We start from the raw sequence: 19,973 nt of genomic DNA on the forward strand, positions 1-19,973 counted from the left end.
CGCGATCTCCGCGCACGTGGAAGCGGCGCGGACGGGGGGCGGCGGCGGGGGGACGGACGGGGGCGGCCGGCCGCCCCCCCACCGACTTCAGCGAAACGTTGCCGTTTCGCTGAAGCTGGTCTACGCTCGATGCGTACGAAACCGTTTCGTTTATATACAGCGCCTGACCCGCACGTGAACAACTTCCCTGGAGTGGTTCCCCATGTCCCAGAAAACCCTGTCCGACGCGCCCCGCACGGGGGCCGGCGCGGCAGCGCCGGACGGCGCCTCGCCCCGGCGGTGGTGGATCCTCGCGGTGATCGCCGTCGCCCAGCTGATGGTGGTCCTCGATGCCACGATCGTGAACATCGCCCTGCCATCCGCCCAGCGCGACCTGGGCTTCTCCGACGGCAACCGGCAGTGGATCGTCACCGCCTACGCGCTGGCCTTCGCCTCGCTGCTCCTGCTCGGCGGCCGCATCGCCGACCTGTTCGGCCGCAAGCCCGCCTTCCTCGTCGGCGTCGTCGGCTTCGCCGGGGCTTCCGCGCTCGGCGGTGCCGCGAACGGCTTCGCCATGCTGGTCACCGCCCGCGCCCTCCAGGGCGCCTTCGGCGCGCTGCTCGCACCGGCCGCGCTGTCGCTGCTCAACACCACCTTCACCGACGCCCGCGAGCGGGCCCGCGCGTTCAGCGTCTACGGCGCGATCGCCGGCGCCGGCGGCGCGGTCGGCCTGCTGCTCGGCGGGCTGCTCACCGACGCCCTGGACTGGCGCTGGACGCTGTACGTGAACGTGGCCATCGCGGTCATCGCCTTCGCGGGCGGCTGGATCCTGCTCGGCAACCACCGCGACGCGGGCCACGCCAAGCTGGACGTGCCGGGCACGGTCCTGGTCGCCGCCGGTCTCTTCTCCGTGGTCTACGGCTTCTCCAACGCCGAGACCCACCACTGGCACTCGCCGCTGACCTGGGGCTTCCTCCTCGTCGGCGCCCTGCTGCTCACCGCGTTCACCTGGTGGCAGACCCGCGCCGCGCACCCGCTGCTGCCGCTGCGGATCCTCCTGGACCGCAACCGGGCGGCCTCCTTCCTCTCCGTGCTGATCACCGGCGCCGGCATGTTCGGCGTGTTCCTCTTCCTCACCTACTACCTCCAGCTCAACCTCGGCTTCAGCCCCACCAAGACCGGTGTGGCGTTCCTGCCGATGGTCGGCGCGCTGATGGTGGCCGCGCAGCTGGGCACCACACTCCTGGTACCGCGCCTCGGCCCGAAGGCGGTCATCCCGCTGGGCTTCGCCATCGCGATGGCCGGCATGGCCTGGCTGACCGGCATCGGTCTCGGCTCGCACTACAGCGGCGCCGTCCTGCCGCAGCTGATCGTGACCGGCCTCGGCCTCGGCCTGGTGATGCCGCCCGCCATGCAGCTGGCCACCGGCGGGGTCGCCGCCGAGGACGCGGGCGTGGCCTCCGCGAGCGTCAACGCCATGCAGCAGGTGGGCGGCTCGGTCGGCACCGCCCTCCTGAACACCCTCGCGACCAGCGCCGCCACGCGCTACCTGAGCGGCCGTGACGCCACCAGCAAGCTGGTCCAGGCGCAGGCCACGATCGAGAGCTACACCACCGCCTTCTGGTGGTCGGCGGGCTTCTTCGCCGCGGGCACGGTGCTCGCCTTCCTGCTCTACCGGCCCGGCGTGCCGCGGCAGGACGCGGGCGCGGCAGCGGTCGTCCACATGTGAGACCGGCCGGCCCCGCAGAGCCGCCGAGGGGCCACCCGATCCGGGGAGGGGCCGCCGTCCGCAGGGAGACGGCGGCCCCTCGCCCGTGCCCGGCCAGGCCGGGACCCAGGCTTGATCCCGGCGGGTCCGGGTACGGGGAGCGGGTCAGGACGATCCCCTACGGGGACGACCACCTACGGGAAGGAGACGCCATGTCCGGCGGAAACGAGCACGGCAAGCGGCCCGAGACGGCGCTGGAGGAAGTGCTGCACGAGGCCGAGGAGGCCGAGCTGCGTGGCGAGAAGGGCCGGGGCGACGGCGAGGCGGGGGACGCCATCTCCCCGAACACCGGCGCCCAGGAGCAGTCGAGCGGCGACCGGACGACACCCGGACGGCACCACTGACCTGCCAGGTTCCGGGTACTTGGCCACCATGAACCCACGAGGACCCGAGCTGCCCCCCGCACGGGGCCCGCTGTCCGCCGCGCTCATCGCCCACCTGAGCCGCAGCGGACCGCTCCCCGACCCCGCCGACTGCGGGGACCCGTACGCCGACGACCCGCAGCTCGCCCTGTACCTCTGCTACGAGCTGCACTACCGCGGCTTCGCGGGCGTGCCCGCCGAGGCCGAGTGGGACCCGGACCTGCTGCGGGTGCGGGCCGCGCTGGAGCGCCGCTTCCTGGCCGCGCTGCGCGCCGACACGCCGGGGCACGAGAGCCTGGACGACGCGCTCGGCGCGCTCCTGGTGGAACCCGCCGAGGGCACGGGCGTCACCCATTTCCTGTGCGCCGAGGGAGAGTCGTGGCACCTGCGCGAGTACGCGGCGCTGCGCTCCCTCTACCACCTCAAAGAGGCCGACCCGCACGCCTGGGTGCTGCCCCGGCTGTGGGGCCGGGCGAAGGCGGCGATGGCGGCGGTGGAGTACGACGAGTTCGGCGGCGGCCGGGCCGAGCGAGTGCACGCGCGCCTGTTCGCCGAGCTGATGCGGGACCTGGGCCTGGACACCGCGTACGGCCGCTATCTGGACGCGGCGCCGGCCGAGATGCTGGCCGTCGTCAACCTGATGTCCCTGTTCGGCCTGCACCGCGCCCTGCGCGGCGCCCTGGTCGGCCACTTCGCGGAGGTGGAGATCACCTCCTCCCCCGGCTCCCGGCGGCTCGCCGAGGCGCTGCGCCGCACCGGCGCGGGACCGGCCGCGCAGTTCTTCTACGACGAGCACGTGGAGGCGGACGCCGTGCACGAGCAGGTGGTCCGGCACGAGGTGATCGGCGGACTGCTGGAGGAGGAACCGGAGTTGGCGGCGGACATCGCCTTCGGCATCGACGCGACCGAGTACCTGGAGGACCGGCTCGCCCGCCGGCTGCTCGCCGACTGGCGCGCGGGCCGCTCGGCGCTGCGCGTCCCTCTTGAACAGCCGAGCGCGGCATGACCCATATTTCGGGAATGTACGGGTACTCGCGGAACGTGATCGCTTTGCTGCTTCCGGGCGTCTACGCCCCTCAGGACGACACCGCGCTGCTGGCCGAGGCCCTGCGCGAGGAGCCGGTGCGGGCCGGGGCGCGGGTGCTCGACGTGGGCACCGGGAGCGGCGCGCTGGCGCTCGCGGCGGCCCGGCGGGGTGCGCGGGTGACCGCCGTGGACGTGTCCCGGCGGGCGGTGTGGACGGCCCGGCTGAACGCGCTCCTGTTCCGGCTGCCGGTGCGGATCCGGCGCGGCGACCTCTTCGCCCCCGCGCACGGGCAGTCGTACGACCTGATCCTCGCGAACCCGCCCTACGTCCCCGCCCCGCACGGCGGGCGCGGGCCGCGCGGCCGCTCCCGCGCCTGGGACGCGGGCCACGACGGGCGGCTGCTGCTGGACCGGATCTGCCGGGGCGCCCCCCGGCTGCTGGCGCCGCGGGGCGTGGTGCTGATCGTGCAGTCCGCGCTGAGCGACCCCGACCGCACCCTGGAACTTCTGCGCGACGCGGGTCTGAAGGCCGCGGTGGTGCGGCGGCGCTGGATCGAGCTCGGGCCCGTGCTGCGCTCGCGGGAGGAGTGGCTGCGCCGGCGCGGGCTGCTCGCGCCGCACGAGAAGACGGAGGAGCTGGTGGTGATCCGTGCCGAACGAACCCGCTGACCGCGGCCAGGAGCCCGCCGAGCGGGCCCGCCGGATCACTGTGCAGCGGCGGGGGCCGCTGCTCGTGGAGGGTCCGGTCGAGGTCGAACTGGAGGATGGTACGACGGTGTCCTCCGACCGCTTCCGTGTCGCTCTGTGCACCTGTCGGCGCAGCCGCCGCTACCCCTGGTGCGACACCAGCCACCGGCGCAAGGCCTGAGCACCGTTCGTTTTTCGCCGCTCCCCGGAAGGCCCCCCACGGGCCTGTCCGGGGAGCGGCTCTGTGTGCCGGCGATCCGGCGGGCGACCCCACTTCGCCCGGCGGTCCGGCGCGAGATCGCGGGTTCCCCGTTCCGAGAGGTCCGCACTCCCCAGTCACGGTCCTGATCCGGTGTGTACGGAGACCCTGCGATCCCGGTCCTCGGGCAGCTCCCGCTAGAAGGCGAAGAGGCTGCCGCCGACGGCGTCCCGCTCACAGGAGTTGCCGAACGTGCGCTCGTAAGAGACCCGCTGGCCCTGCCACACGCCCTGGGCGGTGACGACCACGGGGTCGTACAGCTTGTTGCACCAGACGCCCTCGCGGGCCTTGAGGGCCGTGAAGTCACCGCCCACCCCACGCAGTTCGGCGCACGCCTCGGCGGCGGCCGGGTGGGTGCCGGAGGCTGACGGGGCGCAGGTGAGGGTGACGGCGCGTTCCGGGGTCGCGGTGGCCGCGTCGCCGCCGTGGCCGATGGTCAGCACCAGCGCCGATGGGGCGTAGAGCGAGGCCGGGGCGGCGTCCGGGGCGGCGACGGCGGCCCCGGTCAGGGGTCCGCAGACGGCGACGGCCGTGAGGCCGAGGGCCGCTGCCCAGCGCGCGGTGTTCCGCATGGTGTGCATCCTTCCGCTCGAACTAGACGGGTGCCGGTTCCGTTTCCGGTGGGACGTCGGACCGGCGAGCGCCACTCTGCCGAGTCCCCGCCGGAAACACACATCGACCCCACAGGTTTCGGTAACATTTCGTGTTGAAGCAGTGGCGTGAAGTCACGGAATTCGAACGCCGGGAGCCTGGAACTGGGCGGCGGCGGCCCGGCGGAAGTCGTCAATTGGCTGAAAATCAGCGGTTATTTAATCGTCCGGAAACATTCCGACACGGCCGCCCGGAACCCCCTTCATGACTCCCTGTGTTCACCTGATGATCACCGTCCCGAGCGTCGGCCCGAGGGCGCACGCGGGAGCCGGCGACCGGGCGGCGGATCAGGGGATGCGCGGCGGCGCGGCGGCGAGGACGGACGACGAGCTCGCGCCCTGCCGGGAGATGACCGTCCCGGACGCCGACTGCCGCCGCCGCGCCCCGCGTTCAGATCTGCCAGGAGCGGAGCCGGTCCGCGGCGCCGTACACGTCCGTCTGGCCGGAGATCAGGTCGCGGGCGAGGTCCACCAGCGCGCCGTACGGCGGGTCGATGCCGACGCCGCTGACGAACATGTAGGCGACCGCGGTGGCGCAGGCGAAGCGGGCGTTGGCCGCGGGCAGCGGCTTGAGCAGGGCCAGGGTGTGCAGCAGGGCGGCGGCCCGCCAGGCGGGGTCGGAGTTCACGCCGAGCCGGGGCGGATCGACCCGGTGCCGGGCGACGGCGGCCATCAGCGCGGAGAAGTCGTCCACCGCGGGCTGCTCGGGCAGGACCTCTTCGTGCCGCTGGAGCAGCCACGGGACGTCGATGTGGATGACGGGCCTCATCACTCAGGCGGCCTCGCCCCGTGCGGGCGGCTCGTCCTCGGGGAACGCGGCGGCGAACTCCTCGGCGTGCGCGGTGAAGAAGCTGCGGAACGCCGCGGCGCCCTCCTTCAGCGCCCGGTGCCGGGCGATGTCGGCGGCGGCGGCCTCGCGGACGAGGGCCTTCATCGACGTACCGCGCTCCTTGGCGATCTGCCGCAGGTCCTCTAGTTCCCGGTCACTGAACTCCACGTTGAGAGCTGGCATGGCCAAACCGTACCGCTCGGGTACTCACCCGTAAATATCCGCAGGTCACCTCGTATCCCGTGCGGTACCGGCCGCTACCCGCGGTCGCCGAGCGCCGTGCCCGCATCCCACCGGTCACACCGGCCGCGCCGCCGCCGGCCCCCCTGCCCGGCGGCGCAAGGCGGCACGGGGTGAGCACCGTACGCTCCGGACCGGCGGCTCGCACCGGGCCCGGTCTTCCCCGACGCCACCTGACCCCGCGACCGGCAGATCCCCGGCGTCCTTCCGGGGCCCGGCGTCCGGCGGGGTGCGGGAAGCACTAGGCTGGGGTCGCGAGGGGTGCCACCTGTTGACTGTGAGTGTGCGCTTGGGAGCGGCGACGATGAGCCGGGTCTATCCGTTCGACGAGGCGGCGACGGCCCGGGCTGTCATCGATGACGACGGAACACTGATCGAGTGGAACGAGGGCGCGCGGCGCCTGCTCGGCCACCGGGCCGATGCGGTGGTGGGCCGCCCCGCCGCGGGCCTGCTCACCGGTCCCGTGCCCGACCTGCCGCGCGGTTCCCGCTGGCACGGCACGCTCGCCGTACGCCACCTCGACGGCCACAGCGTCGACGTATGGCTGCTCGCCCGCTACCGCCCGGCCGCCGACGGCGCGGGGAACCGGTGGGTGCTGGTCGCCCCGGTGCGCCGTACCGGGCCGCCCGCCGCGGACGACCCGCTGGGCGAGGCGGGCCTGGTCCAGTCGCCGTGCGCGACCGCGGTGTACGACGAGGAGCTGCGGCTGCGCCGGATGAACGACGCCATGGCCGAGGTCTCCGGGCTGCCGGAGGACCACGCGCGGGGCCTGCGCTTCACGGAGCTGGTCGACGGGCCGGAGAGCGAGGAGCTGGCGCGGGGCATGCGCGAGGTGCTGGACACCGGCCGGCCGCTGGACGTGCAGACGTTCATGCGGGCGGGCGGCGAGAGCCGGGCGCACGCCTGGCTCGCCCGGATGGCGCCGGTGAGGGACCGCGCGGGCCGGGTGCGGGGCGTCTGCCTGGCGGCGCACGACGTCAGCGACAACCACCGGGCGCGGCAGCGGCTCCAGCTGGTCAACGAGGCGAGCGTGCGCATCGGCACCACCCTCGACGTCACCCGTACGGCGCAGGAGCTGGCCGACATGTGCGTGCCGGCGCTCGCCGACTTCGTCACCATCGACCTGCTGGACCCCGAGGAGTACGGCGGTGAGCCCCCGGCCCGCATCGCCACCCCGGTGACGCTGCGCCGGGCCGCCCACCGCTCCGTCCTGGACGGGGTGCCGGAGGCGGTGATGGAGCCGGGGCAGACCGAACGCTATCCGGGCGGCTCCCCGCAGGCGGACTCGCTGACCGCGGGCCACACCATCATCGCCTCGAAGTCCGCGGGCGACATGCATCCGTGGATGAACTGGAACAGCGCCCGCACCCGGCAGGTGCGGGCCTTCGGCGTCCACTCCACGATGTCGGTCCCGGTGCGGGCGCGCGGACTCACCCTGGGGGTGGCGGTCTTCGTCCGGCACCGGCGCCCGGACGGCTTCGACTCCGACGACCGGCTGCTGGCCGAGGAGATCACCACCCGCGCCGCCGTCTGCATCGACAACGCCCGGCGCTACTCGCGGGAGCGGGAGACCGCCCTCGCCCTGCAACGCAGCCTGCTGCCCCGTACGTTGCCGCGCACGGCGGCGCTGGAGGCGTCCTCCCGGTATTTGCCGGCGGCGCGGGCGGGGGTGGGCGGCGACTGGTTCGACGTGATCCAGCTGTCGGGGCTGCGGGTCGCGATGGTCGTCGGGGACGTGGTCGGGCACGGCATCCAGGCCTCGGCCACCATGGGCCGGCTGCGCACCGCCGTACGCACCCTCGCGGACATCGACCTCGCACCGGACGAACTGCTCACGCACCTGGACGACTTGGTGGTGCGGCTCGCCGAGGAGGCGGGCGGCGACGGCGCCACCGGCGAGGTCGGCGCGACCTGTCTGTACGCGGTCTACGACCCGGTGTCGCGGCGCTGCACGCTGGCCCGCGCCGGGCATCCGCCGCCCCTGCTGCTGCCGCCGGACGGCCGCCCGCAGGAGCTGGAGCTGCCCGCGGGGCCGCCGCTGGGCCTGGGCGGGCTGCCGTTCGAGTCCGCCGAGGTGGAGCTGGCGGAGGGCACCGTGATCGCGCTGTACACGGACGGTCTGGTCACCTCGCGGGAGCGGGACGGGGACGCCGGGCGCGCGATGCTGTTCCAGGCGCTGAGCGCGGGCGCCGGTTCGCTGGACGTCTCCTGCGACCGCGTCCTGCGCACCCTGCTGCCGAGCGGCGGCGCCGCCGACGACGTGGCGCTGCTGCTCGCCCGCACCCAGGGCCTGCCCGCCTCCCGCGTGGCGACCTGGGACATCCCGGCGGACCCGGCGCTGGTCGCGCCGATCCGCAAGCAGGTGGTGGAGCAGCTGGACACCTGGGGGCTCGGCGAGGCGGCGTTCACCACGGAGCTGGTGGTCAGCGAGCTGGTCACCAACGCGATCCGCTACGGCGCCCATCCGATCCGGCTCCGGCTGATCCATGACGCGGCCACGCTGATCTGCGAGGTCTCCGACGCCAATCCGACCGCCCCGCATCTGCGCCGGGCCAAGACGTTCGACGAGGGCGGCCGGGGGCTGCTGCTGGTCGCCCAGCTCACCCAGCGCTGGGGCAGCCGGCACACCACCGACGGCAAGACGATCTGGGCCGAGCTGCCGCTGTTCGAGGAGGAAGGCTAGCCGCGGTCACAGGCCGGTGAGCCAGGGCCGTACCTGCTTGCGGGCCTCGTGCAGGCGGGACTTGAAGGTGCCGAGCGGGATGCCCGCGCGTTCGGCGGCCTCGGCGTAGTCCAGCTGGCAGATGTCCCGGTAGACCAGCGGCGCGACCAGCTGCGGATGCTCCCGCTCCAGCCGCTCCAGCGCCTCCAGCAGGTCCACCCGTGAGCCGGCGATGACGCTGGTGGTGCGCGGGTCGACGGCGTGCGCCGGCTCGATGGCGGCGGGCTGCTCGGCGGCCCGCCGCTTCAGCTCGCGGTACTTCTGCCGGCAGCAGTTGGCGACCACGGTGTACAGCCAGGTGCCGAAGCGGCTGCGGCCCTCGAACGCTCCGATGTGCCGGGCCACTTGGAGCAGCACGTCCTGCGCGGCCTCCTCGGCGTCCTCCCGGCAGGGCAGGAAGCGTCCGCAGCGGCGTACGACGTCGGGCCGCAGCTCGGTCAGCAGCCGCTCCAGGGCCGCCGGGTCCCCGGCCGCGGCGTGCCGGGCGAGTTCCTCCACCGGCGCCTCGTCCCGCACGTCACAGCCCCCTTCGAGTCGATCTCAGGGCAGGCATGATAGTCGTATGCACTCCCTGGAGCGGATCGGCCGCTACCGCCTCGAACGGCCACTGGGCACCGGCGCCTTCGCGACCGTGTGGCTCGCCCACGACCCGGAGCTCGAGGCACCGGTGGCGGTGAAGGTGCTCGCCGAGAACTGGTCGCACCGGCTGGACGTCCGTGACCGCTTCCTGTCTGAGGCGCGGCTGCTGCGCCGGGCCGGCTCCAGCCGGGTGGTGCAGGTCTACGACATCGGTGAACTCCCCGACGGCAGGCCGTACTTCGTGATGGAGTACGCCGACGGCGGCACCCTCGCCGGTCTGCTGCGGGACGGTCCGCTGCCGGTGCCGGAGGCGCTGGCGCTGACGGCGCAGGCGGCGCGGGCCGCGGCGGCGCTGCACGAAGCGGGGATCGTGCACCGCGACATCAAGCCGACCAATGTGCTGCTGCACACCGCCCCGGACGGTACCCGGCGGGTGCTGCTGGCCGATCTGGGTCTCGCCAAGAGCCTGGCGCAGGGCTCGGTGCTGACCCTGGCGGCGGGCTCGGCGGGCTACCGGCCCCCGGAGCAGGCGGAGCCGGGCGCGGGCATCGACGAGCGGGCCGACGTCTACAGCCTGGGCGCGGTCGGCTACGAGCTGGTCACCGGCAGCGTGCCGGGGCCGCCCGGCAAGGTGGTGCCGCCCGCGCGGCTGCGGCCGGACCTCGGCGACGAGGTGGCGCGGGCGCTGCTGCGGGCGCTGGAGCCGGACCGGGCGCGGCGCTGGCCGGGGGCGCGGGAGTTCGCGGCGGAGCTGGACCGGCTGGCAGCGGCGCCGCGGCGGGAGCGGCGGTGGCTCGACCGGGTCCGCGGCCGGCTGAACGCGGTGACGCTGTCCGTGGCCGCGCTGGCCGCGGCCGTGGTGGCGGCGGCCGTGGTGACCGCGCTGCCGCACCGCGGCGGGGCCCCGGACCGGCCGCGGGTGGCGGACGCGAGCGGCCGGGTGAGCGTTCAAGTGCCGGCGGCCTGGGACCGGGAGCTGCGCGACGGCGGCTGGAACCCGCGGGCGCTGGGTCTGGGCGCGGGGGACGAGCCGGGCCTGGTGGTGGCCGACGACCTGGCCCGCTGGCCCGATCCGGCCGCCCCGGTCGACGGTGTGTTCGTCGGGCTCAGCGCGCACGGCGATGTCACCGCGCGGGTGAAGGCGCTCACGCACACCGGCTGTCACTACGCCGGCGGCCACGCCTTCCGCAGCGCGGACTGGCAGGGCCTGGTGCGGGCCTGGAGCGGCTGTCCGGACGGCGGTTCGATCACCGAGTCCGCGCTCGTCCCGGCGGGCGGCGCCACCGAGCCCCAGGTGTACGCGCAGCTACGCCAGCGGGGTGACGGCGACGCCACCGATGGCGTACTGCGCTCCCTGCGGGTGCGCTGAGGGGTGAGGGGAGGATCGGGCCGGGCCCGAAGCGGGAAAAAGAATCCCCGTGTTCCGAACTTTTCCCACGGTCCGTGCATCGGAGTGGGGTGACGGCGCACTCGGCACCGTAGGCACGCGTCCGCCGCGTGCCCCGACCAACCAGGAGTGTTGAGCGACATGGTGTACACCCCCCGGTCCGCGCGGCGCGGAGCCCTGTTCGCGGGCTCGGTCGCCGTGCTGGGCCTGCTGACCGCCTGCGGCAACGGCCAGACCGTGCACAGCAGTGCCCCCATGACGTCCTCGGGTACGGCGGCGCCCGCGACCGCCGGCTCCGCACCGGCGGCCGCCGGCACCACGACCACGGCCTCCCCCGCCACCTCCGCGCCCACCGGCGCCCCCTCGACGGCGGCGACACGGGCGTCCGCCACCTCGGGCGGCGGCCGGACCGCCGCGGCGAGCACCCGCTGCCACACCTCCGAACTGCGCGCCTCGGTGGGCCGCAACGATCCGGGCGCCGGGCAGGAGAACTTCCCCGTGGTGCTCACCAACATCTCGGGGCGCACCTGCACGGTGCGCGGCTTTCCCGGCGCGGCCTTCGTGAACGCGTCCGGCGGCCAGCTCGGCCCCAACCCCGGGCGGGAGTCGGGCTCGTCCAAGACGGTCACCCTCAGGCCCGGCCAGAGCGCGTGGGCCGGACTGACCTTCTCCAATCCGGGGGTCAGCGGCGCGAAGACGGCCCGTCCGGCGGCCCTGCTGATCACCCCGCCGGATGAACGCGACCATCTGAAGGTGACGTGGACGGGCGGCGAGGTCCCCGTCTCCGGCAGTTCCTCGGCCGTCTTCCTGACCGTGTTGAGCCCCGGCACCGCGCCCTGACCGCGTCCGCCCCGGCCGTCGCCGTACGGCCGGGGCGTCCACTGTCACGTGCGGATGCTTTCATGGGCGGGACCGCCTGACCGCATCCGGAAGGACCCGCCCTGAACAGCCCGCTCGCCGAAGCACTCGCCGCCGTACTGCTCGTCGCGGTGCTCGTCTTCGCCGTCGTACGCCCCTTCGGGTGGCCGGAGGCGGTGATGGCGGTCCCGGCCGCAGGGATCGCGATCGGCACCGGCGCGATCTCCCTCGACCACGCCCGCGCCGAGGCCGAACAGCTCGGCCCGGTGGTCGGCTTCCTCGCGGCGGTGCTGGTGCTCGCCCACTTCTGCGCCGTGGAGGGCCTGTTCCGGGCCTGCGGGGCGTGGATGGCCCGCTGGGCGGCGGGGCGCCCGGTGCGCTTGCTGACGGCGGTGTTCGTGCTCGCCTCCGCGATCACCGCCGTACTCAGCCTGGACGCCACGATCGTGCTGCTCACCCCGGTGGTGTTCGCCACCGCCGCGCGCACCGGCGTACGCCCCAAGCCGCATGTGTACGCCTGCACGCATCTGTCGAACACGGCGTCGCTGCTGCTGCCGGTGTCCAATCTGACGAACCTGCTGGCGTTCGCGGCGAGCGGGCTGAGCTTCACCCGGTTCGCGGCGCTGATGGCGCTGCCGTGGCTGGCGGCGATCGGCGTCGAGTACCTGGTGTTCCGGCGGTTCTTCGCCGGTGACCTCGCGGCGGCGGCACCGGCGGGCCGGGACGCGGGCGAGCCGCCCGTCTTCCCCCGGTTCGCGCTGGTGACCGTCGCCTGCACGCTGGCCGGGTTCGTGGTGGCCTCGGCCTTCGGTGTGGAGCCCGCCTGGGTGGCGGCGGCCGGGGCGCTGGTGCTGGCCGGGCGGGCGCTGCTGCGCCGCGAGGCGACCCCGCTCGCGGTGGTGCGGGCGGCGGCCCCGGCGTTCCTCGCGTTCGTCCTCGCGCTGGGCATCGTGGTGCGCGCGGTGGTGGACAACGGGCTCGCGGATGTGCTCGGGCACGTGGTGCCGGGCGGCACCGGGCTGCCCGCGCTGCTGGGGACCGCCGCGCTGGCCGCCGTCCTCGCGAACATCGTCAACAACCTGCCCGCCGTCCTCGTCCTGCTGCCGCTCGCGGCTCCGGCCGGTCCCGGTGCGGTGCTCGCGGTGCTGCTCGGGGTGAACATCGGGCCGAACCTGACCTACGCCGGTTCGCTGGCCACGCTGCTGTGGCGGCGGATCGTGCACCAGCACGAGCACGGCGTGAACCTCGGCGAGTTCACCCGGCTGGGTCTGCTCGCCGTGCCGTCCTCCCTCGCGGTCGCGGTGGTGGCACTGTGGGGGTCGCTGCACGTTTTCTGACGGGAGGCCGATCCGATGCGGGTGATCACCTGGCTGGTCGAGGGCACCTGGCCCGCCTGTGTGGACGCCGTGCGCACCCATGCGCCGCAGTCCGCCGAGGTGGTGCTGCTGCACGTCAGCGGGCCCGATGTGCCCGGCGTGGCGCACGGCGCGTTCGCGGGGCTGCTGGGCCGGGGGCACCGGGAGCGCGATCCGGGTGTCCTGCTGGAGGAGTTGGGCGATTCCTCGGCGGCCGAACTGCTGGCGGCGGCGGCCGAGCGCCTCGGCCGGCCCTGTGTCCGCGAGGAGCGGGCGGGCCGGGTCGAGCGGGAGGTGGTGGCCGCCGCGGAGGGCGCCGATCTGCTGGTGCTGGCGCGCGACGGGGACCGTTCCCGGCTCGGGCCGCGCAGCCTCGGCCCGGCGGTCCGTTTCGCCGTCGACCACGCCCCCTGCCCGGTCCTGCTGGTCTGGCCCGAACCGGCGCCGGGCCTCGCGACGATCCCGCCCCCGCCGCCGCACCACCCCTGAGAACAGCCGTTCCCCGCACGGAAATCGCTGGGCGCGGCGCCGGGCGGCACGGGTTCGCGCCGCCCGGCCCACCGCGCCGGTTCCCGCGACGCGCTCAGTGACCGCTGATCGCCCGCGGTGTGTACGGCCGCTCCAGCTCCTCGATCTCCTCGCCGCTGAGCGTGAGTTCGACGGCGGCGACCGCGTCCTCGATGTGCCGGGGCTTTCCGGCGCCGACGATCGGGGCGGTCACGGTGCTCTGGTGCAGCAGCCAGGCGAGGGCCACCTGAGCGCGCGGCACCCCGCGTTCAGCGGCGATCCGGGTGACGGCTTCCACGATCTCGCGGTCGCCCTCCTGGTACAGCTTGCTGCCGAAGTCGTCGTGCTCGCTGCGCTCGGTGACCGTGCCCCAGTCGCGGGTGAGCCGGCCCCGCGCGAGCGGGCTCCACGGCAGCACGCCCACGCCCTGGTCGGCGCAGAGCGGCAGCATCTCCCGCTCCTCCTCGCGGTAGAGCAGGTTGTAGTGGTCCTGCATGGAGACGAACTTCGTCCAGCCGTGCCGCTCCGCCGTGTACTGGGCCTTGGCGAACTCCCACGCGTACATCGAACTCGCCCCGATGTAGCGGGCCTTGCCCGCCTTGACCACGTCGTGCAGCGCCTCCATCGTCTCCTCGATGGGCGTGGCGTGGTCGTAGCGGTGGATCTGGTAGAGGTCGACGTAGTCGGTGCCGAGGCGGCGCAGGCTGTGGTCGATCTCGGTCATGATCGCCTTGCGGGACAGCCCGGCGCCGTTGGGACCCGGCCGCATCCGGCCGTGCACCTTGGTGGCGAGCACGATGTCGTCACGGTGCGCGAAGTCCTTGAGCGCCCGGCCGACGATCTCCTCGCTGGTGCCGTCGGAGTAGACGTTGGCGGTGTCGAAGAAGGTGATGCCCGCCTCCAGCGCCTGTCGGATCAGCGGACGGGCGGCCTCCTCGTCCAGGGTCCACGCGTGGTTGCCGCGCTCCGGCACCCCGTAGGTCATGCAGCCCAGACAGACCCGCGACACGTCCAGGCCCGTCGAACCGAGCTTCACATACTGCATCGTTGCTGCTCCTGCCTTCGGGACGGATGATCACCGCCGAGCCTACGACCTGGCCGGGCACCGGCTTGACTGCTCCGGCGCGGCAACGCTTTGATCCTGGCATGTTCCGCGCCGCACCACTCGTCGTCCTGGCCGTCGCCGTCTCCCTGCTGACGGGCTGTGCCGCCACCGGAGGGGACGACGGCGCGCAGCCGCTCTCGGTGCGGCTGCCGCCCCGGCACGCCGGGTTCGACTACCAGATCGGCGGCGCCTACCCCCCGCCGGCCGGCGTCCGCATCGTCAGCCGCGACCGGTCCGACTCCCCCGCCCCGGGCCTGTACAACATCTGCTACGTCAACGCCTTCCAGGCCCAGCCCACCGAACGCGCCTCCTGGCCCCGCGACCTGCTGCTGCGGGACGAGCACGGCAAGATCGTCATGGACACGGACTGGAACGAGGCGCTGCTCGACATCGGCACCCCGGCCAAGCGCGAGCGGGTGGCGCGGCGGGTGAACAACTGGATCGACGGCTGCGCGCGCAAGGGCTTCGACGCCGTGGAGCCGGACAACTACGACAGCTACACCCGCTCCCACGGACTGCTCACCGCCTCGGACGCGACCGCGTTCATCGCCCTGCTCTCCCGGCACGCGCACGCCCGGCACCTGGCCATCGCGCAGAAGAACACCTCCGAACTCGCCGGCCAGCGGCGCCGCGCCGGGCTGGACTTCGCGGTGGCGGAGGAGTGCGGGCAGTACGACGAGTGCGGGGTGTACGCGAAGGCGTTCGGGGACCGGGTGGTGGACATCGAGTACACGGCGTCCGGACTGCGCAAGGCCCTGGCCGGCTGGGGCAAGCGGCTGAGCATCGTCCGCCGGGACCGTGACGTCTCCACACCGGGCACCGCCGGGTACGTACGGGCGGTGCGCTAGGGCCGCCGGGAGGGGAGGGTTGCTGCCCCCAGGTGACCGTTCGGCGTGGGAGGCGATGGAAAGTCGTACCGTCGGACGATCCTCATGGGCAGGCGACCGGCGACCGGCCGGTCACCACCGCCCCCTGGGAGGAACGCGGTGCCGACTCGTCCGACCACCCTGAGAGCACTGGCCGGGGCGGCGCTGCTGCCCCTTGCCCTCGTCACCCCGGCCTGGGGAAACCCAGCCGAGGCCATCGTCCCGAAGGCCGAGGACCCGGCCACCCTGTGCGTGGTCGCCGGGACGCTGCGCGGCGACCACGGGGAGTACGCGCTGGTCAACCTGTGTGCGGGCAGCGGCACCCCGCAGTTCGCCGTCTCCGCCCCGGCCTCCTGCGGCCGCGCCGGCACCCGCGTCCGCTACAGCTGCCGCACCAACGGCAGCTGGACCGCCAAGCGCTCCGGAAAGACCCTGGCCGGCGGCGCGCTGCCCGGTTCGGGCGACTATCCGGGGCCCGGTACGTACGACATCACGGCCACCGTGCGGGTACGGTCCGCGCCCGCCGGCGTGGACCTCACGGGCCAGGTGCGGGCCACCCTGACGCTCACCGCGCCCAAGGCGCCGCCCACGCACGCCATCACCGTCGACCGGACCACGCTGCGCCGCGGCACCACGACCACGCTGACCTACACGGTGCGCCGGGACAGCGTGGAGGGCGACGGCAGCGCCCGGTTCGGACTGATCGGCGAGGCGGGCAGCGGCGTGCGGATCGCCACCTCCGACGCCCGCTGCGTCAATCCGCTGGTCGGGAAGTACCCGGCGAAGACCCGGCTGCCGTACTCCCTGGACTGCGCGCTGACCGAGCTCCAGCCCGGCCACCCGGAGCGGGTGCGGGTCCGTGTCACCGTCGGCGCCACCTGCTCCACGGTGGTCTCCAAGCTGGGCTACTGGATGCCGGACGGCCAGGCGCTGTACACCGGCGGCATGCTGGAGGGGCCCAAGCTGACCTGCGCCTAGGCGCGTTCCAGCAGGTCCAGGGCGCTCGTCCAGCAGAACGCCGGGCGGCGCCCGTCGGGGCCCGGCTCGCCGGTGTACCGGTCCCCGAAGCGCACCCCCATCCCGCGCAGCCGCACCAGGCTGTCCCGGTAGGCGGGATGGGCGGCCAGCGCGTCGGCCACACAGGGCAGTACGGCGATGGGCACGCCGAGGCCCGCGGCCTCGCACAGGGTACTGACGGCGAGGGTGTCGGCGATGCCCGCCGCCCACTTGTTGACGGTGTTGAAGGTGGCGGGCGCGACCACCACGGCGTCCGCCGCCGGGAACGGCCGCGGGTCTGCCGGGGTCCGCCACGCGGACCGTACGGTCCGGCCGGTAAGGGCCCGCACCGCCCCAGCGTCGAAGAAGCCGCCCATCGCGACCGGCGTGGCGATGACCCCGACCTCCCAGCCCCGCTCCCGCGCGGCGGCGATCAACTCCTCGACGCCGGCGGCGATACCGGCCGCGCAGACGACGACGTACAGGAACGGCTTCCCGGCTGCCCCGGCGTGTTCGGTCACCCGGAGAGCGTATCGACCGCAGGCCGCGCACGGCCGTGCCCGCGGCGGCCTGGTCGTGCCGGTCGTCAGATCCGCGCGGACAGGCGGCGCAGATGGCGCTCCAGGCTGTGCTGGAGGGCCGCGGTGTGGTCGAAGAGGTAGAAGTGCCCGCCGGGGAACTCGGCCGCGCCGAGGAAGTCGGCCGAGTGGTCCGCCCAGGCGGCCATGGCGCCGGGTGCCACGATGGGGTCGGAGGTGCCGCAGTAGGCCGCGACCGGGCAGGGCGCCGGTTCGCCGTCCTCGCGCAGGCTGCCCGCGGCCAGGAAGTCGGCGCGCAGCGCGGGCATGATCGAGGCGAGGGTGGCCGGGTCGAGCGTCGTACCCTCCGGCATCAGCCCCAACTGGCCGACCCTGTCGAGGAGTTCGGCGTCCGACATGGTGGCGACCCGGTCCAGTTCGGCGGCCGGTTCCAGGGCCGGGGCCCAGGCCGAGGTGGCGAGGAGCGCGGGGGTGGGCAGTCCGTTCTCCGCGGCGGCCACGGACAGCCGGTAGGCGAGCAGCGCGCCGAAGCTGTGGCCGAACAGAAGATAGGGCCGGCCGTCCAGTTCGGCCTCGAAGACCTCCAGGAGCGCGTCCAGCAGCGGGGCCAGATCGGTGAACGGCGCCTCGCCCAACCTCTCCTGCCGACCGGGCAGTTGCAGGGTGCGCACGTCCATGGTGGAGGGCAGGGTGGCGGCCCACGCCTGGTAGGCCGGGGCGGTGCCGCCGGCGTGCGGGAACAGGAACACCTGGTGGTCGGCGTGGGGATCGGCCCCGGCGGTGGTGAACCAGCGGGCACGCCGGGTGCTGCCGGTGGCGCTCATGAGCTCTCCTGATCTGTCTGGCGGGCCGTGGACACGAGGACGTCCGCGATCTCCCGCAGGTGTGTCTCCGGCCGCAGCGATCCGATGCGCAGCAGGATGTGCCGGGCGCCCGCCCGCACATAGTCGGCGAGGCGCTGGGCGCAGTGCTCGCTGGGGCCCCAGGCGTAGGCGCGCAGGGCCGACATCTGCTCCAGGGCGCGCCCGTAGCAGTGTTCGAGGTAGTCGTCCAGCTCGACCCTGGCGCGTTGCTCGTCCGGGCCGACCGTGACCGTCAGGTACAGGGCCGGGGTCACCGCGCCGGCCCGGCGTCCCGCGCGCCGGCAGAGGTCCTCCAGGCGGCGCCGGGCGTCGGCGTAGGACTCGGCCGAGGTACGGGAGGACAGCCAGCCGTCGTAGAGCCGGGCCGCCCGTTCGAGCGCGCGGGCGTTGTCGGCGCCGGTGGCGAGCCACAGTGGGGGCCCGTCGGGCGCGGCCGGGCAGATCAGCCGGTCCAGGCCCTCCGCCTGCCAGTGCCGGCCCGCGAAGTGGTTGGGCGCGCCGGGCCGGGTGCTGCTCCAGGCCGTCCGCCACAGCGCGGTGACCTCGTCGAGGGTGCCGGCCCGGACGGCCGGCGGGTCGCCTTCGACGGCCGGTTCCCCGTCGGTGTCCGGCACCGGGAAGCCGGACCCGACCCCGAGGACGAGTCGGCCGGAGCTGACGTGGTCCAGGCTGCTGACCATGCTCGCGGCCGTGAGCGGGTGCCGCAGCGCCGGCGCCATGGCCGCGGTGCCCAGCAGCACCCGGCGGGTCACCGCGCCCACCGCGGACAGCACCACCAGGGGGTCGAGCCGTGGGCGGGCGGTGAGCGAGTCGCCCGTCCACAGGGAGTCGAAGCCGAGCTGTTCGGCGCGCCGCGCGAAGTCCAGCAGGGAGGAGGCGCTGTGCTCGCCGAGGATCGCCTGCTCGCGGGTCGGCAACAGGACCCCCACGCGCAGCGGCTCACGGACGGCCCCCATCAGGCACCTCTTTCTCCGGTCGTTCTCCGGTCGCGGTCGGCGGTACCCGCGATCCAAGCAACCGCACCTGACAGGTTCCTGATCGCGTGATGAAAGAGAGCGCGGTGCGGAAAAATCCGCCGGCCCGGCGCCTTAACCGGCCGTGGCTGGGCTCGATAATCGGCAGCCGAGCGTAGGGAACGCGCAATACGTATGTCCAGTATGAACCCGTTCGCCCCTACATCACCGGCAGAATTCAGCATTGTTGCAATGGGCACGCACTGGCCTGGAAGTGACGGCATCCCCTTGTCGATACTTGCGGCTGCGAAGATTACTGGAGTCAATTAAAGGAACCGCGTACGGCACGGCAGGAGGACAAAGTGATCAGCTATTCGCAGTTCGAGGGAGCCCATCCGAACAACGACCGGAGACTGCCTTCCGGGCCTTCGGCGCACAGCGAAGTCCAGACCCGTCCGGTGTGCGCGTTCCTGGGCCCCCTGGAGGTGCGCACCGGCGGCCGTACGCACACCGTGGGCGGCAACCGGCAGCGCACTCTGCTGGCGGCGCTGCTGGTGAGCCCCGGCCGGCCGCTGGCCGCCGAGCAGCTGTACACCGAGCTGTGGGGGGAGAACCCCCCGCCCACCTTCGAGAACTCGCTCCAGGCGCACGTCTACCGGTTACGCCGGACCCTCCAGCAACTGGCGGACCCGGACGGGCGGGCGCCCGAGCTGCTCACGCGCTCGTCGGGGTACGTGCTGGAGCTGGGCGGCGAGGAGACGGACGCGGCGGCCTTCCGGCGGCTGGTCGGCCAGGCCCGCACCTGTGCCCGGCACGCCCCCGAGCAGGCACACCGGCTGCTCGGCGAGGCGCTGGCACTGTGGCGCGGCGCGCCCTTCCAGGACGTCGCCCAGGGCCCCATGTCGCAGAGCGTGGCGCTGGCCCTGGAGGAGGAGCAGCTGTGCGCGGTCGAGGACAAGCTGTGGCTGGAGATACAGCTGGCGGACCCCGTGCACAGCATCAGTGAGCTCAAGCGCATGCGCACCATCCACCCCTGGCGGGAGCGGCTGACGGAGATGCTCATGCTGGCCCTGTACCGGACCGGGCGGCAGGCCGAGGCGGTGGAGACCTACAACAGCACGCGGCACCGGCTGGCGAGCGAACTGGGCATGGAGCCCTCGCTCAAGCTGCGCCAGCGCCTCCAGCAGATCCTCAACCAGGCACCCTCGCTGGACGCCGCCGTGCCCGCCTAGCGGCGCCGTCCGCACGCCGCGCCCACCACTGCGACGAGGCTGCGGCAGTACGCCCGGAAACCGCCGGGGGCGTGCTGCCGCAGCCTCGTTCCGCATTCCCCTTCCGGGCCGGATCCGACGAGTCGGTGCCGCGTCAGCTCCGTGTCAGCGCACCGCGCCAGACTATTCCCCGCGCATACCCCGCACAGAAAGTCGGCGGAAGGTCGGAGAG

General features: G+C 74.0%; 21 protein-coding genes. 13 read left to right on the plus strand and 8 right to left on the minus strand.

Going from position 1 to position 19,973, the window contains the following annotated elements:
• The first annotated feature begins 202 nt into the window (after positions 1-202).
• The 5 genes from ACE4Q9_RS02430 (at position 203) to ACE4Q9_RS02450 (ending at position 4,003) form a co-directional block, all read left to right on the plus strand.
• A complete protein-coding gene (locus tag ACE4Q9_RS02430; protein ID WP_397982524.1) occupies positions 203-1,708 on the plus strand; it encodes an MFS transporter in 1,506 nt (501 codons plus the stop codon).
• Positions 1,709-1,899: 191 nt separating this feature from the next.
• Positions 1,900-2,091 carry a hypothetical protein gene (locus ACE4Q9_RS02435; protein ID WP_397982525.1) on the plus strand — a complete coding sequence of 64 codons (192 nt, stop codon included), beginning with the start codon at positions 1,900-1,902 and terminating at the stop codon, positions 2,089-2,091.
• Between the two features lie 28 nt (positions 2,092-2,119).
• On the plus strand, positions 2,120-3,115 hold the full coding sequence (locus ACE4Q9_RS02440; RefSeq protein WP_397982526.1) for an iron-containing redox enzyme family protein: 996 nt from the start codon (positions 2,120-2,122) through the stop codon (positions 3,113-3,115).
• A 14-nt stretch (positions 3,116-3,129) separates the two neighbouring features.
• Complete coding sequence (locus ACE4Q9_RS02445; protein ID WP_397982527.1) at positions 3,130-3,804, plus strand: HemK2/MTQ2 family protein methyltransferase; 675 nt, start codon at positions 3,130-3,132, stop codon at positions 3,802-3,804.
• The gene (locus ACE4Q9_RS02450) at positions 3,785-4,003 is read left to right on the plus strand and encodes a CDGSH iron-sulfur domain-containing protein (RefSeq protein ID WP_397982528.1); all 219 of its coding nucleotides are present in this window, start codon (positions 3,785-3,787) and stop codon (positions 4,001-4,003) included. Before ACE4Q9_RS02445 ends, ACE4Q9_RS02450 begins: the two co-directional genes overlap by 20 nt.
• Before the next feature lie 215 nt (positions 4,004-4,218).
• On the opposite strand, the gene ACE4Q9_RS02455 is transcribed toward ACE4Q9_RS02450, so the two are convergent.
• The 3 genes from ACE4Q9_RS02455 to ACE4Q9_RS02465 all read right to left on the minus strand — a co-directional run bounded on the left by ACE4Q9_RS02455 (position 4,219) and on the right by ACE4Q9_RS02465 (position 5,743).
• Complete coding sequence (locus ACE4Q9_RS02455; RefSeq protein WP_397982529.1) at positions 4,219-4,653, minus strand: subtilase-type protease inhibitor; 435 nt, start codon at positions 4,651-4,653, stop codon at positions 4,219-4,221.
• A gap of 469 nt (positions 4,654-5,122) precedes the next feature.
• Positions 5,123-5,500, minus strand: a complete 378-nt coding sequence (locus ACE4Q9_RS02460; protein ID WP_397982530.1) for a toxin Doc — start codon at positions 5,498-5,500, stop codon at positions 5,123-5,125.
• Between the two features lie 3 nt (positions 5,501-5,503).
• On the minus strand, positions 5,504-5,743 hold the full coding sequence (locus tag ACE4Q9_RS02465) for a hypothetical protein (RefSeq protein ID WP_111581720.1): 240 nt from the start codon (positions 5,741-5,743) through the stop codon (positions 5,504-5,506).
• Between the two features lie 361 nt (positions 5,744-6,104).
• On the opposite strand from ACE4Q9_RS02465, the gene ACE4Q9_RS02470 reads away from it, so the two are divergent.
• Positions 6,105-8,483, plus strand: coding sequence for a SpoIIE family protein phosphatase (locus ACE4Q9_RS02470; protein WP_397982531.1), 2,379 nt, complete (start codon positions 6,105-6,107; stop codon positions 8,481-8,483).
• Between the two features lie 6 nt (positions 8,484-8,489).
• Here ACE4Q9_RS02470 and ACE4Q9_RS02475 read toward each other — a convergent pair whose 3' ends face one another.
• Positions 8,490-9,038 carry an RNA polymerase sigma factor gene (locus ACE4Q9_RS02475; protein WP_397982532.1) on the minus strand — a complete coding sequence of 183 codons (549 nt, stop codon included), beginning with the start codon at positions 9,036-9,038 and terminating at the stop codon, positions 8,490-8,492.
• A gap of 46 nt (positions 9,039-9,084) precedes the next feature.
• On the opposite strand from ACE4Q9_RS02475, the gene ACE4Q9_RS02480 reads away from it, so the two are divergent.
• The 4 genes from ACE4Q9_RS02480 to ACE4Q9_RS02495 all read left to right on the plus strand — a co-directional run bounded on the left by ACE4Q9_RS02480 (position 9,085) and on the right by ACE4Q9_RS02495 (position 13,190).
• Positions 9,085-10,470, plus strand: coding sequence for a serine/threonine-protein kinase (locus ACE4Q9_RS02480; RefSeq protein ID WP_397982533.1), 1,386 nt, complete (start codon positions 9,085-9,087; stop codon positions 10,468-10,470).
• A 159-nt stretch (positions 10,471-10,629) separates the two neighbouring features.
• Positions 10,630-11,328: a DUF4232 domain-containing protein gene (locus tag ACE4Q9_RS02485; RefSeq protein WP_397982534.1), complete on the plus strand. Its 699-nt coding sequence runs from the start codon at positions 10,630-10,632 to the stop codon at positions 11,326-11,328.
• A gap of 101 nt (positions 11,329-11,429) precedes the next feature.
• A complete protein-coding gene (locus tag ACE4Q9_RS02490) occupies positions 11,430-12,683 on the plus strand; it encodes an SLC13 family permease (RefSeq protein WP_397987099.1) in 1,254 nt (417 codons plus the stop codon).
• A gap of 15 nt (positions 12,684-12,698) precedes the next feature.
• Positions 12,699-13,190 carry a universal stress protein gene (locus ACE4Q9_RS02495; RefSeq protein WP_397982535.1) on the plus strand — a complete coding sequence of 164 codons (492 nt, stop codon included), beginning with the start codon at positions 12,699-12,701 and terminating at the stop codon, positions 13,188-13,190.
• A 94-nt stretch (positions 13,191-13,284) separates the two neighbouring features.
• On the opposite strand, the gene ACE4Q9_RS02500 is transcribed toward ACE4Q9_RS02495, so the two are convergent.
• Complete coding sequence (locus ACE4Q9_RS02500) at positions 13,285-14,253, minus strand: aldo/keto reductase (protein ID WP_397982536.1); 969 nt, start codon at positions 14,251-14,253, stop codon at positions 13,285-13,287.
• Between the two features lie 101 nt (positions 14,254-14,354).
• Here ACE4Q9_RS02500 and ACE4Q9_RS02505 point away from each other — a divergent pair, with 101 nt between their 5' ends.
• Together ACE4Q9_RS02505 and ACE4Q9_RS02510 are read left to right on the plus strand one after the other, a co-directional pair.
• Entirely contained in the window at positions 14,355-15,161 is an 807-nt protein-coding gene (locus tag ACE4Q9_RS02505; RefSeq protein WP_397982537.1) for an endo alpha-1,4 polygalactosaminidase, read from the plus strand.
• A 138-nt stretch (positions 15,162-15,299) separates the two neighbouring features.
• A complete protein-coding gene (locus tag ACE4Q9_RS02510; RefSeq protein ID WP_397982538.1) occupies positions 15,300-16,157 on the plus strand; it encodes a hypothetical protein in 858 nt (285 codons plus the stop codon).
• Here ACE4Q9_RS02510 and ACE4Q9_RS02515 read toward each other — a convergent pair.
• The 3 genes from ACE4Q9_RS02515 to ACE4Q9_RS02525 form a co-directional block, all read right to left on the minus strand.
• Entirely contained in the window at positions 16,154-16,696 is a 543-nt protein-coding gene (locus ACE4Q9_RS02515) for a flavoprotein (protein WP_397982539.1), read from the minus strand. The two genes, ACE4Q9_RS02510 and ACE4Q9_RS02515, sit on opposite strands and share 4 nt — an antisense overlap.
• Positions 16,697-16,761: 65 nt before the next feature.
• On the minus strand, positions 16,762-17,538 hold the full coding sequence (locus ACE4Q9_RS02520) for a thioesterase II family protein (protein ID WP_397982540.1): 777 nt from the start codon (positions 17,536-17,538) through the stop codon (positions 16,762-16,764).
• Positions 17,535-18,533, minus strand: a complete 999-nt coding sequence (locus ACE4Q9_RS02525; protein WP_397982541.1) for an LLM class flavin-dependent oxidoreductase — start codon at positions 18,531-18,533, stop codon at positions 17,535-17,537. Before ACE4Q9_RS02525 ends, ACE4Q9_RS02520 begins: the two co-directional genes overlap by 4 nt.
• A 359-nt stretch (positions 18,534-18,892) precedes the next feature.
• Here ACE4Q9_RS02525 and ACE4Q9_RS02530 point away from each other — a divergent pair, with 359 nt between their 5' ends.
• Complete coding sequence (locus tag ACE4Q9_RS02530) at positions 18,893-19,762, plus strand: BTAD domain-containing putative transcriptional regulator (protein WP_397982542.1); 870 nt, start codon at positions 18,893-18,895, stop codon at positions 19,760-19,762.
• The last annotated feature ends 211 nt before the right edge of the window (positions 19,763-19,973 follow it).

Source organism: Streptomyces sp. AM6-12 (assembly GCF_044327085.1).
Taxonomy (GTDB): Bacteria; Actinomycetota; Actinomycetes; order Streptomycetales; family Streptomycetaceae; genus Streptomyces.

Excerpts from the sequence above, each read along its gene's own strand:
- ACE4Q9_RS02430 (WP_397982524.1), top strand. The coding sequence starts at position 203 with ATGTCCCAGAAAACCCTGTCCGACGCGCCCCGCACGGGGGCCGGCGCG.
- ACE4Q9_RS02435 (WP_397982525.1), top strand. The coding sequence starts at position 1,900 with ATGTCCGGCGGAAACGAGCACGGCAAGCGGCCCGAGACGGCGCTGGAG.
- ACE4Q9_RS02440 (WP_397982526.1), top strand. The coding sequence starts at position 2,120 with ATGAACCCACGAGGACCCGAGCTGCCCCCCGCACGGGGCCCGCTGTCC.
- ACE4Q9_RS02445 (WP_397982527.1), top strand. The coding sequence starts at position 3,130 with ATGTACGGGTACTCGCGGAACGTGATCGCTTTGCTGCTTCCGGGCGTC.
- ACE4Q9_RS02455 (WP_397982529.1), bottom strand. The coding sequence starts at position 4,653 with ATGCGGAACACCGCGCGCTGGGCAGCGGCCCTCGGCCTCACGGCCGTC.
- ACE4Q9_RS02460 (WP_397982530.1), bottom strand. The coding sequence starts at position 5,500 with ATGAGGCCCGTCATCCACATCGACGTCCCGTGGCTGCTCCAGCGGCAC.
- ACE4Q9_RS02465 (WP_111581720.1), bottom strand. The coding sequence starts at position 5,743 with ATGCCAGCTCTCAACGTGGAGTTCAGTGACCGGGAACTAGAGGACCTG.
- ACE4Q9_RS02470 (WP_397982531.1), top strand. The coding sequence starts at position 6,105 with ATGAGCCGGGTCTATCCGTTCGACGAGGCGGCGACGGCCCGGGCTGTC.
- ACE4Q9_RS02480 (WP_397982533.1), top strand. The coding sequence starts at position 9,085 with ATGCACTCCCTGGAGCGGATCGGCCGCTACCGCCTCGAACGGCCACTG.
- ACE4Q9_RS02485 (WP_397982534.1), top strand. The coding sequence starts at position 10,630 with ATGGTGTACACCCCCCGGTCCGCGCGGCGCGGAGCCCTGTTCGCGGGC.
- ACE4Q9_RS02495 (WP_397982535.1), top strand. The coding sequence starts at position 12,699 with ATGCGGGTGATCACCTGGCTGGTCGAGGGCACCTGGCCCGCCTGTGTG.
- ACE4Q9_RS02500 (WP_397982536.1), bottom strand. The coding sequence starts at position 14,253 with ATGCAGTATGTGAAGCTCGGTTCGACGGGCCTGGACGTGTCGCGGGTC.
- ACE4Q9_RS02505 (WP_397982537.1), top strand. The coding sequence starts at position 14,355 with ATGTTCCGCGCCGCACCACTCGTCGTCCTGGCCGTCGCCGTCTCCCTG.
- ACE4Q9_RS02520 (WP_397982540.1), bottom strand. The coding sequence starts at position 17,538 with ATGAGCGCCACCGGCAGCACCCGGCGTGCCCGCTGGTTCACCACCGCC.
- ACE4Q9_RS02525 (WP_397982541.1), bottom strand. The coding sequence starts at position 18,533 with ATGGGGGCCGTCCGTGAGCCGCTGCGCGTGGGGGTCCTGTTGCCGACC.